16 protein-coding genes and 1 tRNA gene are annotated in these 16518 nt (G+C 65.0%); 8 read left to right on the forward strand and 9 right to left on the reverse strand.

Annotation, left to right across the window (positions count from 1 at the left end):
* Positions 1-2 precede the first annotated feature (2 nt).
* From ureC to B0B01_RS13425, 3 genes are all read right to left on the reverse strand, one after another.
* The gene (gene ureC, locus B0B01_RS08720) at positions 3-1715 is read right to left on the reverse strand and encodes an urease subunit alpha (RefSeq protein ID WP_076649507.1); all 1713 of its coding nucleotides are present in this window, start codon (positions 1713-1715) and stop codon (positions 3-5) included.
* Positions 1716-1766: 51 nt separating this feature from the next.
* The gene (ureB, locus tag B0B01_RS13420; protein WP_076649508.1) at positions 1767-2189 is read right to left on the reverse strand and encodes an urease subunit beta; all 423 of its coding nucleotides are present in this window, start codon (positions 2187-2189) and stop codon (positions 1767-1769) included.
* A gap of 105 nt (positions 2190-2294) precedes the next feature.
* Positions 2295-2606 carry an urease subunit gamma gene (locus B0B01_RS13425; RefSeq protein ID WP_076649509.1) on the reverse strand — a complete coding sequence of 104 codons (312 nt, stop codon included), beginning with the start codon at positions 2604-2606 and terminating at the stop codon, positions 2295-2297.
* Positions 2607-2970: 364 nt separating this feature from the next.
* On the opposite strand from B0B01_RS13425, the gene B0B01_RS08735 reads away from it, so the two are divergent.
* Genes B0B01_RS08735 through B0B01_RS08755 form a run of 5 tightly spaced genes read left to right on the forward strand, consistent with a single transcriptional unit; the run spans position 2971 to position 7737 of the window.
* Positions 2971-4239: an urea ABC transporter substrate-binding protein gene (locus B0B01_RS08735; protein WP_076649510.1), complete on the forward strand. Its 1269-nt coding sequence runs from the start codon at positions 2971-2973 to the stop codon at positions 4237-4239.
* Positions 4240-4291: 52 nt separating this feature from the next.
* The gene (locus B0B01_RS08740; protein WP_076649511.1) at positions 4292-5182 is read left to right on the forward strand and encodes an ABC transporter permease subunit; all 891 of its coding nucleotides are present in this window, start codon (positions 4292-4294) and stop codon (positions 5180-5182) included.
* A 4-nt stretch (positions 5183-5186) separates the two neighbouring features.
* Positions 5187-6302 carry a branched-chain amino acid ABC transporter permease gene (locus B0B01_RS08745; RefSeq protein ID WP_076649512.1) on the forward strand — a complete coding sequence of 372 codons (1116 nt, stop codon included), beginning with the start codon at positions 5187-5189 and terminating at the stop codon, positions 6300-6302.
* Positions 6299-7027 (forward strand): ABC transporter ATP-binding protein, encoded by a 729-nt coding sequence (locus tag B0B01_RS08750; RefSeq protein WP_200805440.1) that lies wholly within the window; start codon positions 6299-6301, stop codon positions 7025-7027. The genes B0B01_RS08745 and B0B01_RS08750 overlap by 4 nt, the downstream gene beginning before the upstream one ends.
* Positions 7027-7737 (forward strand): ABC transporter ATP-binding protein, encoded by a 711-nt coding sequence (locus tag B0B01_RS08755; protein WP_076649513.1) that lies wholly within the window; start codon positions 7027-7029, stop codon positions 7735-7737. Before B0B01_RS08750 ends, B0B01_RS08755 begins: the two co-directional genes overlap by 1 nt.
* Here B0B01_RS08755 and B0B01_RS08760 read toward each other — a convergent pair.
* Genes B0B01_RS08760 through B0B01_RS08780 form a run of 5 tightly spaced genes read right to left on the reverse strand, consistent with a single transcriptional unit; the run spans position 7734 to position 12552 of the window.
* On the reverse strand, positions 7734-8396 hold the full coding sequence (locus B0B01_RS08760; RefSeq protein WP_076649514.1) for an ABC transporter ATP-binding protein: 663 nt from the start codon (positions 8394-8396) through the stop codon (positions 7734-7736). The genes B0B01_RS08755 and B0B01_RS08760 overlap by 4 nt on opposite strands.
* A complete protein-coding gene (locus B0B01_RS08765; RefSeq protein WP_083946123.1) occupies positions 8389-9174 on the reverse strand; it encodes an ATP-binding cassette domain-containing protein in 786 nt (261 codons plus the stop codon). Before B0B01_RS08765 ends, B0B01_RS08760 begins: the two co-directional genes overlap by 8 nt.
* Positions 9171-9998: an ABC transporter permease gene (locus tag B0B01_RS08770; protein ID WP_076649515.1), complete on the reverse strand. Its 828-nt coding sequence runs from the start codon at positions 9996-9998 to the stop codon at positions 9171-9173. The genes B0B01_RS08765 and B0B01_RS08770 overlap by 4 nt, the downstream gene beginning before the upstream one ends.
* The gene (locus B0B01_RS08775; RefSeq protein ID WP_076649516.1) at positions 9995-11008 is read right to left on the reverse strand and encodes an ABC transporter permease; all 1014 of its coding nucleotides are present in this window, start codon (positions 11006-11008) and stop codon (positions 9995-9997) included. Before B0B01_RS08775 ends, B0B01_RS08770 begins: the two co-directional genes overlap by 4 nt.
* A complete protein-coding gene (locus B0B01_RS08780) occupies positions 10999-12552 on the reverse strand; it encodes an ABC transporter substrate-binding protein (RefSeq protein ID WP_076650137.1) in 1554 nt (517 codons plus the stop codon). The genes B0B01_RS08775 and B0B01_RS08780 overlap by 10 nt, the downstream gene beginning before the upstream one ends.
* 162 nt (positions 12553-12714) lie before the next feature.
* Between B0B01_RS08780 and nikR the strand changes: the two genes are divergently transcribed.
* Complete coding sequence (nikR, locus tag B0B01_RS08785; protein ID WP_076649517.1) at positions 12715-13137, forward strand: nickel-responsive transcriptional regulator NikR; 423 nt, start codon at positions 12715-12717, stop codon at positions 13135-13137.
* A gap of 90 nt (positions 13138-13227) precedes the next feature.
* Here nikR and B0B01_RS08790 read toward each other — a convergent pair.
* Positions 13228-13303: transfer RNA gene (locus tag B0B01_RS08790), tRNA-Val, on the reverse strand.
* Positions 13304-13475: 172 nt separating this feature from the next.
* On the opposite strand from B0B01_RS08790, the gene B0B01_RS08795 reads away from it, so the two are divergent.
* Entirely contained in the window at positions 13476-15620 is a 2145-nt protein-coding gene (locus B0B01_RS08795; protein ID WP_076649518.1) for an acetate--CoA ligase family protein, read from the forward strand.
* Positions 15613-16440, forward strand: coding sequence for an enoyl-CoA hydratase/isomerase family protein (locus B0B01_RS08800; RefSeq protein ID WP_076649519.1), 828 nt, complete (start codon positions 15613-15615; stop codon positions 16438-16440). The genes B0B01_RS08795 and B0B01_RS08800 overlap by 8 nt, the downstream gene beginning before the upstream one ends.
* Positions 16441-16518 lie beyond the last annotated feature (78 nt).

Genomic DNA, 16518 nt, shown 5'->3' on the forward strand with positions numbered 1-16518 from the left:
GATCAGCGGAAATAGAAGAGTTGCGTCAGGGGCAGTGTCCGCGCCGGCTTGACCGTCGCCCGGCGGCCATCGACGTAGACGTTATATGTCTCCGGGTCGATCTCGACATCCGGCATCGAATTGTTGAGATACATGTCGCGCTTCGAGATGGTCCGGGTGTTCTTGACCGGCATCAGCGTCTGGTGGCTGCGCAGACGGTTGTGCAGTCCGGCATCCAGCGCCGCCTGGGTGACGAAGGAATAGCTGAGGCGGCCCGGGTTCGCGCCAAGCGCGCCATATTGCGGGCGGTATTTCAACGGCTGCCCGGTCATCAGCGAACCGGCCGGGTCGCCCATGGCGCCATGGGTGATGAAGCCGCCCTTCACGGTCAGCTCGGGCTTGGCGATGAAGAACTTGGGCAGCCAGAACACGAGATCGGCCAGCTTCCCGGGCGTGATGGAGCCGACATAGCTGTCGACGCCGAAGGTGATCGCCGGATTGATCGTCACTTTCGAAAGATAGCGGCGGACGCGGAAATTGTCGTTGCCCGGGGCATCCTCGGGCAGTTTGCCGAACCGCTGCTTGCTGACGGCCGCCAGTTGGAACGCGCGTTGTGCCGATTCCGCGGCCCGCCCCACGCCCTGGCTGTCGGAGCCGATCATCGAGATCGCACCCAGATCATGCAGCACGTCCTCGGCGCGCATCGTCTCGGCCCGGGCGCGGCCCTGGATAAACGCCATGTCGGTCGGCACCGCCTTGTTCAGGTTGTGACATGTGATCAGCATGTCGATTTCTTCGTCATAGGTGTTGATCGAGAACGGGTTGGTCGGATTGGTCGAGGACGGCAGGCAGTTGGGCTCCATCACGCAGCGCATGATATCCGGGGCATTGCCGCCCCCCGCGCCTTCAGCATGATAGATGTGCATGACGCGGCCATTGATCGCGGCCATCGTATCTTCGTAATAGCCGGTCTCGTTCAGGGTATCGGCATGGATCTGCACCTGGAAATCGTATTCGTCGGCCAGTTCCATGCAGGCCTCGATCGCGGCGGGCGACGAGGACCAGTCTTCGTGGATCTTGAGCCCGGTCGCACCGCCGAGCACGATCTGTTCCTCGATCGCCCCCTTGGTCGAGGCATTGCCCTTCCCGAAATTTCCGAAGTTCAGCGGAATGTCCGCCATCGCCTCGAGCATACGATGCAGGTTGAAGGCGCCGGGACATTCGATGCCCACCGTCTTGGGCCCCGAACCGCCGCCGATCACCGTCGTGAAACCCGCGTTCTGGTATTCGTAAAGCTGCTGAACGCTGTCGAAATGAGGGTGGATATCGAGGAAACCGGGGGTGACGATCATGCCTTCGACCGAAAGGATGTCGGTTGCCGGCGCCACGATCAGCCCCGGCGTGATGTCCATGGTGTCGGGGTTGCCCGCCTTGCCGACGCCGACGATCTTGCCGTCCTTGATGCCGATGTCGCCCTTCACGACGCCGAGGACCGGGTCGATGATCACGGCATTGGTCACCACCAGGTCCAGCGCTCCGTCGCGGGATTTCCATTTCGATGCCTGGCCCATGCCGTCGCGAATGGTCTTGCCGCCGCCAAAGACCATTTCATCGCCATAGGTGGTGAAATCATGTTCGATCTCGACGACAAGGCCGGTATCCGCAAGGTGGATCTTGTCGCCCTTGGTCGGCCCGTATTGCACCGCATATTCCGGGCGCGAGAGTTTCATGCTCATGGCACTGTTCCACTGTAAGAAGAGAAGGAAAAGAGGCCGCCTGCCGGGCCGTCACGTCTTGCTTTCGGCCTTTTTGCCGAAGGCCTCGTCGGGCCGCTGGCGCGTCTTGTAACGCTCGCCCTCGAAACAATAGCCGTTCTCGCGCAGGCGCCGCACTGCTGCTTCGCGGATCTGTTCCGAACGCACCGACCCGTTGGTCATGTTGTTCATGCCATAGGCAACCTGACGTCCGACATAGGTGGTAAGCTGCACCTTGCGGGACTGGCCGGGTTCGAAACGCACCGCAGATCCAGATGGAATATCCAGCCGGTAGCCGACTGCCGCCGCGCGATCAAAAGCCATGGCGCGGTTGCATTCGGCGATATGGTAATGCGCCCCGATCTGCACCGGGCGGTCCCCGGTATTGATCATCACCAGCTCCAGCGTGGGGCGGCCGGCGTTGATCTCTATCTCGCCATCGGCGAACTCGATCATTCCGCATGTTTTCGGGAAACCGACGTCAAAGGCCTCGTCGGGAGTAATTGATTCCGGCAGCGGGGGCGGAGCCCATTTCCTGGACATTATGGATACCTTTCACGCTCAGTTGCGAATGGGGTTCATGATGGTCACGAGCTTGGTGCCGTCGGGAAACAGCGCCTCGACCTGCAGAATGGTCATCATCTCGGCCACGCCTTCCATGACGTGCTCGCGCTGCAGGATGGTGGCGCCATACTCCATCATATCGGTCAGCATGGGGATCGAGCCCTCGCGCGCCCGCTCCAGGATTTCGTCGGAGATGAGGGCGATCGCCTCGGGATAATTCAGCTTCAACCCCTTTTCGAGCCGGCGCCGAGACATCTCTGCCGCAACCCAGATCTGCATTCGCTCTTCTTCGCGCAACGTCAGATGCATAAGACCAACCTTTCGTCCTGTATGATCTTTCACCGGCGCGAATCTTTGCGGCCCCTAACGCCCGGGCCGCTGAATCCGTCCCTGTCGCCGATGATTTCGGTTCATCAAAACATTCCGGCGGATTCACGGCATCTACCATTCCGGGTAGGTCGATGCCGGTTGACGCTTCCAGGCGCAAATGTATGCATAATATGGAAAAAATGCTTACGATGCCGTATCCCGTGGAAAGTCAGGCACTTATGCGGATCAATACGGAACCATACCCGAAAAGGTAGTTTCAGCGACGCAATCCGGCTGCGTAGCATTCCGGTATGAGCGAGCCCTTCAAGAGGCGCGCCACTCAGAACAGACAGCAGGGAAAATCATGAAACGCACGATGCTTTGCGGAGCGGCGGCTTTACTTATTGCGGGCGGCTCCCTTTCACTGACCGTCACCGGGGCAAAGGCCGCCGGTGACGAGATCGTCCTTTGTACGATTGATGATCTTTCGGGCGACTTCTCGATCATGTCGACGCCGAAGGTCTATGGCTATCAGCTTGCCGTGAAAGAGATCAACGATGCCGGCGGCATCATGGTGGACGGCGAACAGAAGCTGATCCGCCATGTCTCGTATGACGGGCAGTCCGATGTGGCGCGCTACCAGCAACTCGCACAGCGGTGCATCTTCGATAACGAGGCGGATGTGGTCATGGCCGGCTATACCGGCGCCGAGCGCGAGGCGGCACGCCAGGAGGTGATCCGCAACAAGGTCATCTACTGGCACAACAACCAGGGTGAGGGCGGCATCGCCGATCACTATTCCTTCTTCTCCGGGCCCACGCCCGAGCAGCAGGTGATGCCGGCCATCAGATACATGATCGAGAACGTCGGTCCGCGCATGACCTTCATCGGCGCGGATTACAACTTCTGCCGCGCGGTCGGAGACTGGGTGCGGGCGGCGGCCAATCTCAACGGCGGCCAGATCGAGATGGAGGAATATTTCCCCTTCGGGGTCTCGCAATGGCAGGCGACGATCGACAGGATCAAGGGCATAGCGCCCGATTTCCAGGTGCACTGCCTTGTCGGCGCCGAACATGCCCAGTTCTATCCTCAGGCCTCGGCGGCCGGCCTGAAAACCCCGGTCTGGTCGAACGTGACCATCGCCGACGGTTATGAACACCTGCGCTTCTCGCCGCCGTCGCTGGCGAACATGTATGTGTCGCCGGGGTATATCGAGGATATTCCAAGCGAGGAAAGCCGGGCCTTCGCCGAAAAGATCCGCGCCGCGCGCCCGAATATCGCATATGTCAATGAACACGCCGCTTTCGGCTATGTCGCGACCAAAGCCATGGCGATCGCCTGGGAACGTGCGGGCACGACCGAAACCGAGGCGGTGATCGCCGCACTGGAACAGGGAGTCTCGATTCCCGACGCGCCCGGCGGCCCGTGGGAGCTTGACGGCAAGCAACACCATGCGGCCATGCACAGTTGGCTGTTCCGGGTCGCCGATGATCATTCGCTCGAATTCGTGTCCGATCTCGGGCTCACGGCGCCCTCTTTCCTCAGCGATCTTGGCATTGACCTCACGGCCGACAACCCTTCGCGCGCCTATCTGCCGCGGGATTTTGCCGACTGGGCCGATTTCTACAAGTAAACTCCCCCTCCCGGCCGTATTGGCCGGGAGGCCCTTTTTGCGGAGGACGCGCATGGATATCCTGGGCCAGATCACGAGCTACGGTTATCAGTATTTCGACAACGCCGCTTTCCTGGCACTGGCAACGCTGGGTCTCGTGCTGATCTACGGCATGATGGGCGTCATCAACATGGCGCATGGCGAACTGATGATGATCGGCGCCTATGTGGCGACCTATTCCTTTCACGCCGGGGTGCCGGTGCCGATTGCGGTGCTGATGGCCGGAATTGTCGCGGGCGGGGCCGGCGCACTGATCGAGATCCTGATCGTCCGGCATTTCTACAACCAGTTGCTGTCGTCGCTCGTGGTGACATGGGGGCTCAGCCTGATGGCCAGTCAGGGGATGCTGCTGCTGATGGGCCCGTCCACGCTCAACATGCCGACCCCGCTCGGTTCCTTCACCATCGGCGGTTTCACCTTCGGCACCTACCGCATGGTGATGGTGGCGGTCGCCATCGCCCTGATCCTGGGGATCTGGCTTCTGTTCCGCTATACGGGGTTCGGCAAGCGCGCCCAGGCCACGATGGAGAACGATCGCATGGCGGCGGCGCTCGGCATCAACACGAGGCGCATCTACACATCGACCTTCGCGTTCGGTTCGGCGCTCGGCGGCATCGCGGGGGGCATGTTCGCCATGACCGCGGCCGTCTCTCCCTTCTTCGGGCAGGGCTATACCGCGGTTGCCTTCATCACCGTGGTCCTGGGCGGCAGCGCCAACGCGCTCGGCGGACTTCTGGCCAGTGTCGGCTACCTGTCGACGGCCCAGACGCTGCTGTCCAACATGTTCAACCAGTATATCGGCTATGTCGCCCTGTTCGGCGCCGCATTCATCGCCCTTCTCCTGATGCCTGCCGGCTTCTCCGCCGCCATCGAGCGGCGTCGCCAGCGCAAGATGCAAAGGTAACCCAATGGCGTCCATCCGGTCTCTTCTTCGCCGCCTGAACGGCCCGCAGACGCTGGGAAACAGCGCCTGGTTCTGGGGGTTCACCCTGGTACTGATCATCATCGCGGTAATGTTGCCGAATTTCGTCTCCCGGTATCAGGTCATCACCGCCAGCAGCTTCTTCATATCGGCGATTCTCGCGCTCAGCCTGTGCCTGATCTGGGGCTATTGCGGGATCCTCAGCCTGGGCCAGGCGTCGTTCTACTGCATCGGCGGTTACGCGTTCGGCATCATCGGGATCAATACCATTGACGCCCACGGCAATACCTGGCTGGCGATCCTCGGCGGAATCGCGGTGCCGGCCGGGGCCGCAATGATCCTTGGCCTGATGATGTTCTACCGCCGGCTGCACGGGGTCTATGTGGCGATCCTGACGCTGGTCGTCTCGCTGCTGCTTGGCCTGTTCATGCGGCAGACCGCCGATCCGGCCTGGCATATCGGCAAGGCCGCGCTCGGCGGAATGAACGGGCTGAAACCGCTCGCGCCGGGTGATCCGCAGATTCCGACCATCACGCTGGGCGCCGGGTCCCTCGTCGCTGAATTCGACGGCCGCCAGACCTCGTTCTACTGGCTGTGCCTGGCGGTGCTGGTGCTGGTTTTCCTCGGCCTGCGCCTTCTGGTGAATTCCAGCTTCGGCTACGTGATGCAGGCCTGCCGCGAGGATCTCGAACGGGCCGAGACCTTCGGCTACGACGTGCGCCGCGTGCAACTCGTGGTGTTCTGTCTCTCGGGCGGAATCGCGGGCCTCGCAGGCACGCTCTATACCGCCTGGGGCACTTATATCCACCCCGACGGTTTCAGCGTGGCCCCGAACATCCTCGTGGTGATCTGGGTCGCGGTCGGCGGGCGCAAGGATATGATGTCGGTCATCATCTCGACCATCGCGCTTTGCTGGCTGTCGCTGCAACTGGCCAGCTACGGCGAGATTTCCCTGTTCGTCCTCGGCCTCATCCTCGTGGTCGCCATGCTGGTGGCGCGCGAAGGCGTGGTCATGACCATTGGCGGGTGGCTCGGCCGCTGGCTGGCCGTGCCGCGCCGGCGGGGCATCACCACGGATATCAGGAAGGTAACCGGCGAATGAACATGCCAAGCTCTCCCCCCCTCCTTGAAGTGCGCGACGTGGTCAAGGCCTATGGCGGTGTCCGGGCCCTGAATGGCCTTAACCTTTCGGTCCGGCAGGGCGAGATTCACTGCATTCTCGGCCCGAACGGCGCCGGCAAGAGCACCTTTTTCAAGACCATCATGGGAACGGAACGCCCCACCACCGGCAGGGTGTTCTACAAGGGGCAGGACGTGACCCGCCTGCCGGCCTATGCCCGGGCGCGGCGCGGGCTGTCGGTCAAGTTCCAGAACCTGCGGACATTCGGCGACCTGTCCGTCCTGCAGAATCTCTATCCGGCCCTGCGCCGCCGCTTCAGCCCGCCCGAAATACCCGGCAAGGCCGAGGAACTGCTGGCCCGGGTCCGGCTGGACGTGTCGCCGGACCGCCTTGTGAAGCATATCTCGCACGGGCAGCAGCAATGGCTGGCCATCGCCACCGCCATGGCCTCGGAGCCGGACCTCCTGCTGCTTGACGAGCCGACCGCGGGGCTCGGGCCCGAGGAAACCCACCTGACAGCAGAAATCATCCGCGACCTGAATGCCGCGAAGGTCACCGTGGTGGTGATCGAGCACGACATGGGCTTCATCCGCTCGCTGTGCGGCCGCACCAGCGTCCTGCATTATGGCGCGCTCTTCGCTCAGGGCACCTTCGAGGAGATGGCGGCGGATCCGCGCGTGCAGAAGATCTATCTGGGGACCGAGTGATGACTGACGAAGCTCTCTTGCGCCTGACCAATCTTCATTCCGGCTATGGCAAGGTGAAGATCGTCGAGGACATCAGCTTTGCCGTGAAGCGGGGCGAGATACTGGCGATCATCGGGCGCAACGGCGTCGGAAAGACCACGCTGATGCGCAGCCTGATCGGGCAGATCCCGGTGCATTCGGGCACGATAGAACTGGCGGGACGACCCATCACCAACCTGTCCGTGCCCCGTCGGGCGGCCCTTGGAATGGGCTATGTGCCGCAGGGGCGCGAAATCTTCGGCAAGCTGTCCGTCGCGGCGAACCTGGAGCTGGGTCAGGGGGTCGGGGCCGCGAAAGAGCTGAACCTCAAGGCCGCGTTCGATTATTTCCCGATCCTGGAAAAACGGCTCCAGCAGCCGGCCGGCTCGATGAGCGGGGGCGAACAGCAGCAACTCGCCATCGCGCGGATCATCGTCGGACAGCCGCAGATCATGCTGCTGGACGAGCCGTCCGAGGGGGTTCAGCCCTCGATCGTCCAGGACATCGGCCGCGCCATCATGCGCCTGAGTGCGGAACGCGGGCTGACCATCGTGATCGTGGAGCAGAATCTCAGTCTCATACAGATGGTGGCAGACCGTTGCCTTGTCATGGACAAGGGACAGATCATCGCCGAAATCCCGCCCGCCGCGCTCGCCGACCCCGAGACGGCCAGAACCTATCTGGCGATCTAGGCCGAGGAGCGGTGAGCCGGACATCCCATATGGGACTCGATGAAACCCCACCCCGGTTCCCGCTCCAGCGTCGCAAGATTCAGGATGTCACCGGCGATCCGGCCAAGCAGCGCCCGGTCATGCGAGATTGCCAGGATGCCGATGCCGAATTCCTCGGCAAGGCTGCACAGCAGACGCCAGATTCTGGCCTGTGACAGGGGATCCATGGCGGAACTGATTTCATCGGCAACCAGATAACGGGGCGCCGCGCCAAGACTGCGCAGGATGGCGACCCGCTGCAACTGACCGCCCGAAAGCTCGTGCGGGAACCGGTCATGAAGCTCTTCGGTCACGCCGACGCGGCGGGCGAGCTCGGGCGAGGGCGGGGCTGCCTCGGCGATCACCCGGGCGACGCGCCAGCGCGGGTTCATCGCCATCAGCGGCGCCTGGTGCAGATATTGCACCGGCCGATTGCCCGGCGCTGCAACCGGGCGGCCATCCACCCGGACCGCGCCGCGGAACGGACGGTGCAACCCCGCCAGCACCCGGCCAAGCGTGGTCTTGCCACAGCCCGAAGGCCCGGCCAGTCCCAGAACCTGCCCCGGTGCGATCGTGAGGTCCAGATCCCGGAACAGGACCAGCCCGCCATGACCGGCGCTGACCGCCCGTGCCTCAAGCATGGCCGGCAAATCCGTTCTGCGGCAGCGCCCGCCAGAGCGCCGAGGCGTAATCCGATAACGCCCGTGCCCCCGCGGTCGAGAAACGGGCCGCAGGTTCCTCGCCGCGCATGACCCCGTCCTCCAGAAGCAGCACGCGGTCGGCGAACGGCAGAACCGAGACAAGGTCGTGGCTGATCAGCAGCACCGCGCTCCCGCGGTCGGCCCGGGCGCGCAATCGGGACAGGACGATATCGCGGTTCGCCGGGTCAAGGCCGGCGGTCGGTTCATCCGCGACCAGGATGGAGGCGCTGCCAAGCTCGGCCGCGCAGATCATCACTCGCCGCGCCATCCCGCCGGAAAGCTGATGCGGATACAGGCGCGCGGCCGATTCCTGCAGCCCGACCGCGACAAGCCGTTCCGAAATCCGCGGCACGACCGAGGCCCGGGCTGCAGCCCGGCCGATCTGGGCACCGGTGCGCGCCAGCGGATCGAGATGGCTGACCTGCTGCGGCACCAATCCGATTTCGCGCACGCGCAGACGCGCAAGCCCCGCCGCATCCATGTCGCGGCCACGGAACCGGATTGTCCCGGTCTGCCCCGCATTCGGGGGCAGAAGTCCGAGAAGCGCCAGCGCAAGCAGGCTTTTGCCCGCGCCGGAACTGCCGATCACGGCCATCACCTCTCCGGGTTCCAGCGTAAAGGACAACCCGTCCAGCCGGGTGATCTCGTCCCGTTTGAAAAAAGCGCGATAGCGATAGAAGGCGACCGACAGATCGCGCACCTCGAGCAGTTTCGTCACAGTCTTGCCTCCCTCGGATCGGTCAGGCGGCGCAAGCCGCCGCCCAGCATTTCGAAACAGAGAACCAGCGCCAGCAGCGCGGCGCCGGGAAAGAGCGCAAGCCACCAGCGCCCGGCCACCAGATGCCGCATCGAATCCGACAGCATCACGCCGATCGCCGGGCGCGAGGGCTCCAGCCCGAACCCGAGGAAGGTCAGGCCCGCTTCGTGCAGGATCGCGTGCGGGAACATCAGCAGGAACCCGACCATGACCTGCGGCATCAGATGCGGCAGGACATGGTGCCGCAGGATGAACAGGCGTGAGCGGCCAAGACCCGCCGAGACCTCGATCCAGGGGGCGGCCATGATCTGCATGAGTTCGGCCCGCAGGATCCGCGCAAGCCGCGGCCAATGCGACAGCGCCACCGCGATGATGACCGCCTGGGTTCCGCCGCCAAGCGCGAAACAGATCATGAGCAGCAGGAGCAGATGCGGCATGGCCAGCATCACATCCGTCAGCCCGCCGATCAGCGCATCGCACCAGCGCCCCCATCCGGCAATCACCGCGGCCAGGAGCGCGATCAGCGTCGAGATCGTGGCGGCCAGGAACCCGATCTGCAGGCTGAGGGTCAGGCCATGGAGCGTGCGCGCCAGGTTGTCGCGCCCCATGTGATCGGTGCCGAAGGGATGCGCAGCCTGCGGCGGCAGCAGCCGTGCCGGGAAATCGGCGCGCATCCCGGCGTCTCCGATCAGCCATGCCGCTGTCACGACCCCGAGGACCGCAAGTGCCGCCAGCCCGCCCGCCCCCGCGGTTCTGATCCGGCCGTTGGCGAGGGCGGCCGTCATGGCGCGCTCCGCATCCGGGGATCGACAAAACGGCTCATGAGATCGGCCAGGATATTCGCCGAGGTGACGACCAGCGCGGTCAGGAGCGATATCGCCAGCAACAGCGGCACGTCACCCTGCCGGGCGGCCTCGATGCTGGCGCGCCCCAAGCCGGGCCAGGCAAAGACCTGTTCGGCAAGGATCGAGCCGCCGAAGATTTCCCCGGTCGTGGCGCAAAGCAGGGTCAGCGCCGGCAGCGCCGCGTTGCGGGCGGCGTGGCGCAGGGCGATATCGGCGCGGCCCGCTCCCTGCGCGCGGGCAAAGATGACATGGTCGGATCCGAGCACCTCGATCACCTTGACCCGCGTATGCAGCGCGATCTGGGCCACGCCGAACAGGGTCAGCGCCAGCAGCGGCAACAGCAGATGATGCAGTCTCTGTCCGAGGCCGATGTCTTGCGGGTCGACTCCGACCGGTCCGGCGCAGCAGATCGGGGTCCATCCCAGGTGGACCGAGAACAGCATCAGCATCAGCATCGCCAGCCAGAAGGTCGGTGTCGAAGCCAGCAGGTAACACCAGAGGCGGATGATCCGGTCGGTCCATCCCCCCTGCAGGATCGCCGCGACCAGGCCAAGCGCGAAGCCGAGAACTCCCGACAGCAGCCAGGCAAGACCGCTCAGTGCGAACGATGCGCCGATCCGGTCGGCGAGAACCGTCCCGACCGGCGCATTGTATGTGGTGCTCCAGCCCAGTTCCCCGCGCAGCAGATGGCCGGCCCAGAGCAGGAACTGCTCGGCCAGGGGGCGGTTCAGTCCCCAGGCTTCTGCAATCCGCTCCTTGTGTTCGGGGCCGAGCCGGGCCATCGCCGGGCCGAGATAGGCATCAACCGGGTCGATGGGCGACAGCTTCATCAGCAGGAACACCGCGACCGCGACGCAGAACAGCACCAGACACAACCGCAACACCCCGGAGACGAGCGCAGCACCGGCCGGCACGGACTCGTTCCCGGGGGTCCGCTTCGTCAGGGGCATGTCCATGTCCAGTTGGCCAGCGTCGCGGTGATCGGCCAGCCGTGCCCGTGCGGCTCGATCCGGGCCGGGCCGAGGTCGAGACAGTCGTTCACCAGATAGACGTGGTCGAGGTTCACCAGCCAGAGCCAGGCATTGTCCCCGGCAATGCCGTAATGCTCTGCCGCCGCGGACCAGAAGGGTATCGAGGCATCATAGCTTTCCGCGGACTGGGCCTGTTCGAACAGGGCCTCGACCCGGGGGTTGGCGTAATATGTCGGGTTCATATAGTCGACGCCGCCCAGCCGCTCGGCGTAGATGCTGTAAAGCTGCCACGGTGAATGACTGCCGAACCCGAAGACGACCGGTTCGGAATTCATCACCCGCCGGATCGCATCCCAGCTGCTGCCGCGGGGCGTGGCCTGAATGCCAAGCGGGCGCAGGAGCTCCGCCGTGGTTTCCGCCAGCGCCTGGCGGGTGGCGTCACCGGCCGGGTAGTGGATCGGAAATTCCGCCCTGATCCCGTCCCTTGCCCGCACGCCGTCCGCCCCTTCGTGCCAGCCGGCCTCTTCCAGCAGGGCGATTGCGGCCTCGGGGTCATGGATCCCCTGGTCATGCTCACCGGCCCAGGCCAGGCCATCGGCCGGGCCGAAGGCCGGCGTTCCATGGCCGAGCAGGGCGACCTCGACCACGGCATCGCGGTCGATCCCGAGATTGACCGCCCGCCGGATCGCCGGATCCGATGTGACCGCATGGCCGATTCTCCGCCCGTCCTCTTCGCGCGGTTCGGGGAACGGCAGGCTCAGCCCCCGGTTGTCGACGGTCGGCACCGCCAGGGCGTGAAAGCCCTCCGGCACGGTGTCGGCAAGCGGCGCCGGGACGGCGACCATGTCCACCTTGCCGGAGAACGCCGCCGCCAGTCCCGCATCCGCACCGGTGAACAGGAAGGTGATGCGCCGGAACGCAGCCTGCGGACCGTGATAATATTCGTTCCGTTCGACGATCAACTGTTCGCCCTCGGTCCAGGACAGAAAGCGGTAAGGGCCCGACCCAAGCGGTGCGCGCGCGTAATCCGGCCCGTAGCTGTCTCTGGGGACAATGCCGAGGGTCACGAAGTTCTCGGTAAAGGTGATCCACGGCCGCGACAGGGTGATACGAACGGTCCGGTCATCCAGCGCCTCGGCCCGTTGCATCACGTCGAGGTCCACTTCGCCGGCGGCCTCTTTCGCGGTGTTGAACGTAAAAGCCACGTCATGGGCGGTCAGCGGGGTGCCGTCGGAGAACCGGACATCCTCGCGCAACGTGATGGTCCAGGTTCGGCGGTCTTCGGAAAGCTGCCAGTCGGTGGCCAGGTCGGGCTGGATCTCCAGTTCGCTGTCGCGCTGCAGCAGCGTGGACTGGAACAGCGGATTGCCGTAGCTGCCCCATCCCATGACCGGATCGAAGCCGGTGTCAGGTTCGCCGCCGATGGCAAGCACCAGCGTATCGCGCTCTGCGGCCTCCACGGGCGAGTGAAACGCCGCGAGGGCTAAGGCACCCGCAAGCACAAGCCCCCGGATGCGGCGCACCGACTCCCCTGGATGGTCCACAGCAGTCCCCCCCCTCTCTGTATGCAACCTTCACGGGTTTTGCATATCGCGGCGGGAGAGACGCCGGAATTACCAGAACGGGTAGTTCCCGCCCGGCAGCAGGATGGCCAGAATGGCAAACAGGGAAGGAGGGCATGCGTCATGCAGCGCGTGACCGTGACACTGGACGACGAGCTGATGACGGTCCTCGACGCGGTGATGCGCGAGCGGGGATACCGCACCCGCTCCGAGGCGCTTCGCGATCTGACGCGGATGGGCCTTGCACGGACCCGCGCCGCCGATGCCCCGGATGCGGATTGCGTTGCGGTGGTGATCTACACCTATAACCATCATGCGCGCGAGTTGACGCAGAAAGTCACCTCGGCGCATCACTCGCATCATGCGCTCCAGGTTTCGAGCCTGCATGTGCATCTTGACCCGGCAATGTGCATGGAGGTCTCGATCCTGCGCGGCCCGGTCGGCGAGGTGCGGCATTTCTCCGACCATCTGCTTTCCGAGCGGCATATCCGCAACGGGGACGTCGTGATCGTCCCGCTGCCCGATATCGCGGCGGCAGACGATTAGGTTCTGAACCTGACCGCTGCAGCCCGCGACCGGGCGCAAGCCTGCATCCATGATGCGCGCCGGGTGTTTTCGTTGCTACGGGGGATGGAATGGTGGGTGATGAGAGACTCGAACTCCCGACATCTTCGGTGTAAACGAAGCGCTCTACCAACTGAGCTAATCACCCCATATCGGGCCTGATCTAGCCTGCGGCAGCGCCTGCCGCAAGGGTTCTGCGCCATGGCGCGGCGCAGATTGTCGCTGACAGGACATTGCGGGGCGGATTCGTGTCGTTTCCGGACGGCTTGGCGGTGAGTTGGCGATGTTATGACTGGCATGTCTTTGGTGGAGGGCGTGCCATGCTGGATCGGGAAGCGGGGATTTCCGGCGCGGAGGCGCAGCGCGGGCGGCTTGACGCATTGCTGCGGCCCCGGTCGATCGCGCTGGTCGGCGCCTCGAAGAAGCGCAACAGCGTCGGCAGCAGCATGGTCCGCAACGTCCTGCAGGGCGGTTTTGACGGGGAGATCCATGCGGTCAACCCCTCCTATCGGACGCTTTACGGCTATCCGTGCCATCCCGACCTGGCAAGCCTGCCCGGCCCCGTCGATCTGGCGGTGCTTTCGGTCCCGAACCGGGTTCTGGAACAGGTGGTCGAAGAGGCCATTGCCCATGGGGTGAAGGCGCTCGTGATCTTTGCCAGTGCCGAGGTCGAGGGCGACGAGGGGCTGCGGCAGCGGATCGCGGATCGCGCGCGGGCGGCGGGGGTCGTCATATGCGGTGCGAACTGCATGGGTTTTTTCAATCTCGACCATGGGTTGCACGCGTTTTCGGCCCTTCAGCCCGAGACCATGGAAAAGGGCGGGCTGACCTGCATCGCGCAGTCCGGTTCGCTGCTGCAGGCGCTGGTGTTCAATGACGAGCGCCTGCGCTTCAACCTTGCCGTATCGACGGGACAGGAACTCGGCGCGACCGCGGCCGATTTCATGCATCACGCGCTGGATCAGCCCTCGACCCGCGCGATCGCGCTGGTGCTGGAGGCGATCCGCGACCCGGACCGCTTCGTGAACGCGCTGGAGCGGGCGCGGGAGCGCGACATTCCGGTCATCGTGCTCAAGCTCGGGAAGTCGGCGGCGGGGGCGGCCTTTGCGCTCAGCCACACCGGCGCCATTGCCGGGGATACGGCGGTTTACGAGGCGCTGTTCCGCCGCCACGGGGTGATTTCGGTGCGCGACCTCGATGAACTTGCCGCGACGGCGATGCTTTTGACCGCGGGGCGCCGGGCGGCGCCCGGGGGGCTGTCGGCGATCCTCGACTCGGGGGGCGAGCGCCAGTTGATCGTTGACCGCGCCGAGGACCTTGGCGTTCCGCTGGCCGAGATCGGGGCGCAGACACGCGACACCCTCGCCGCAACGCTCGATTACGGGCTGACGCCGGTCAATCCGGTCGATGCCTGGGGCACCGGGCGCGATTTCGAGGCCGTGTTCGAAACCTGCCTGTCAGCGCTCATGCGCGACCCGGCGACCGGGATCGGCATGTTCGTGGCCGATCTTTGCGACAATCTCGACCTGCATGATGCCTATGCGGGGGTCTGTCTTTCGGTTGCGCGCGACAGCGACAAGCCGCTGGTCCTGATGACCAATTTCGGCGCATGGAGCCATCGCAAGCTGGCCCTGCGGCTGGCACGGGCGGGGGTCGCGGTGTTGGACGGCACGACGCCGTCGCTGCGGGCGGTGCGGCACGCGATGGATTATCGCGACTTCCGCGCCCGCGCCGCCGGGAGCGGACAGCCCCGGCCGGAAAACCCCCGTGCCAGCCACTGGCGGGAGTTGCTGGCCGGGCGCGATGCGCCGCTGACCGAGGACGAAGGCTATGCGCTGCTTGCCGATTACGGGATCGGAACGCCCGCGCATCGCGTCGCCGTGACGCGCGAGGAGGCGATTGCCGCCGCCCGCGACCTCGGCTTTCCGCTCGTGATGAAGACGGCGCAGCCCGGCATCCTGCACAAGAGCGACGTCGGCGGCGTCGTGCTCGGACTGGATTCGGAGGATGCGGTGGCGCGGGCCCATGACGCGCTGGCCGCGCGCCTTGGTCCGCGGGTGCTGCTGAGCGCCATGGTCGACGGGCAGGCCGAGATGGCTTTCGGGCTGCTGCGCGACGCGCAGTTCGGCAGTTTCGTCATGGTGGCCTTCGGCGGCATCTGGATCGAACTGTTGCGCGACAGCCAGCTGGCCATGGCGCCGCTCGGGATCGACGAGGCCCGGGACATGATCGGCCGGCTGCAGCTTGCGCCGGTGCTTGACGGGATCCGCGGCGCCCCGCCCTGTGACAAGGCGGCGGTTGCCGATGCGCTGGTGCGGCTTGGCGACCTGGCAAGCGACCTTGGCGACGTGATTGCCGAACTCGATATCAATCCGGTTCTGGCGGGGGAGGGGGGCATCACCGCGCTCGACTGTCTTGTCGTTCCGGTGGCGGCGGGCGGCGACGGAGGGACGGGCCATGACTGATCTCGTGATCCTGACGCGTTCGGGACCGGTGGCCGAGATCGTGCTGAACCGCGCCGACAAGCTGAACGCGATCACCGCGCCCATGGTGGGCGCGATCGAATCCGCCATGGATGCGGCCGAGCGCGACCCCGCGGTGCGGGTCATCCTGCTGCGGGGCGAGGGACGGGCGTTTTCCGCCGGTTTCGACCTTGGCGAGCTTGACCCCGAGGCGGACCCCCGGGCGATGAAAGCCATGCTCGAGGCCGATTTCCACATGATCATGCGGTTCTGGAACAGCCCGAAACCGACGATTTCCGCGGTGCAGGGATATGTTCTGGGCGGCGGTTTCGAGCTTGCCATGGCCTGCGACGTGACCCTGGCGAGCGAGGACGCCCTGTTCGGCGAGCCGGAGCCGAAGTTCGGCTCGGGCATCGTTGCGCTGCTGCTGCCCTGGCTTGGCGGATCGAAACTCGCGCGCGAGATGCTGCTGTTCGGCAACGACCGGGTGGAGGCCCGGCGGGCCGAGGCGCTTGGGCTCGTGAACGGGGTGGTGGCCCCCGAGCGGCTGCGCGAGGCGGCGCTCGACATGGCGCGGCGCGCGGCATTGCTCGACGGCAACGCGGTGCGGCTGACCAAACAGGCGATCAACCGCAGCTATTCCGCCATGGGCTTCGAGGCGGCGTTGCGACAGGCGCTGGACCTCGATGTGGAGATCGAGACCACCGAGACCGATGAATCGCGCGTTTTCAAGGAAATCCTGAACCGCGATGGTGTTAAGGCGGCGATCGCCTGGCGCGAGGCGCGCTTTCTGACATCGACCGCGGAGGATCACCCCGGCTGAAACCGGGGGGCGAAATCCGCCGGAATGCTTGCACTTTCGCCCGTTCCCGTGCCTATGCGGGGGCGGATTGCGGAATGG

It is taken from the genome of Pontibaca methylaminivorans (assembly GCF_900156525.1).
Classification (GTDB): Bacteria; Pseudomonadota; Alphaproteobacteria; order Rhodobacterales; family Rhodobacteraceae; genus Pontibaca; species Pontibaca methylaminivorans.

Excerpts from the sequence above, each read along its gene's own strand:
- ureC (WP_076649507.1), bottom strand. The coding sequence starts at position 1,715 with ATGAGCATGAAACTCTCGCGCCCGGAATATGCGGTGCAATACGGGCCG.
- ureB (WP_076649508.1), bottom strand. The coding sequence starts at position 2,189 with ATGATCGAGTTCGCCGATGGCGAGATAGAGATCAACGCCGGCCGCCCC.
- B0B01_RS13425 (WP_076649509.1), bottom strand. The coding sequence starts at position 2,606 with ATGCATCTGACGTTGCGCGAAGAAGAGCGAATGCAGATCTGGGTTGCG.
- B0B01_RS08735 (WP_076649510.1), top strand. The coding sequence starts at position 2,971 with ATGAAACGCACGATGCTTTGCGGAGCGGCGGCTTTACTTATTGCGGGC.
- B0B01_RS08740 (WP_076649511.1), top strand. The coding sequence starts at position 4,292 with ATGGATATCCTGGGCCAGATCACGAGCTACGGTTATCAGTATTTCGAC.
- B0B01_RS08745 (WP_076649512.1), top strand. The coding sequence starts at position 5,187 with ATGGCGTCCATCCGGTCTCTTCTTCGCCGCCTGAACGGCCCGCAGACG.
- B0B01_RS08750 (WP_200805440.1), top strand. The coding sequence starts at position 6,299 with ATGAACATGCCAAGCTCTCCCCCCCTCCTTGAAGTGCGCGACGTGGTC.
- B0B01_RS08755 (WP_076649513.1), top strand. The coding sequence starts at position 7,027 with ATGACTGACGAAGCTCTCTTGCGCCTGACCAATCTTCATTCCGGCTAT.
- B0B01_RS08760 (WP_076649514.1), bottom strand. The coding sequence starts at position 8,396 with ATGCTTGAGGCACGGGCGGTCAGCGCCGGTCATGGCGGGCTGGTCCTG.
- B0B01_RS08770 (WP_076649515.1), bottom strand. The coding sequence starts at position 9,998 with ATGACGGCCGCCCTCGCCAACGGCCGGATCAGAACCGCGGGGGCGGGC.
- B0B01_RS08775 (WP_076649516.1), bottom strand. The coding sequence starts at position 11,008 with ATGCCCCTGACGAAGCGGACCCCCGGGAACGAGTCCGTGCCGGCCGGT.
- nikR (WP_076649517.1), top strand. The coding sequence starts at position 12,715 with ATGCAGCGCGTGACCGTGACACTGGACGACGAGCTGATGACGGTCCTC.
- B0B01_RS08795 (WP_076649518.1), top strand. The coding sequence starts at position 13,476 with ATGCTGGATCGGGAAGCGGGGATTTCCGGCGCGGAGGCGCAGCGCGGG.
- B0B01_RS08800 (WP_076649519.1), top strand. The coding sequence starts at position 15,613 with ATGACTGATCTCGTGATCCTGACGCGTTCGGGACCGGTGGCCGAGATC.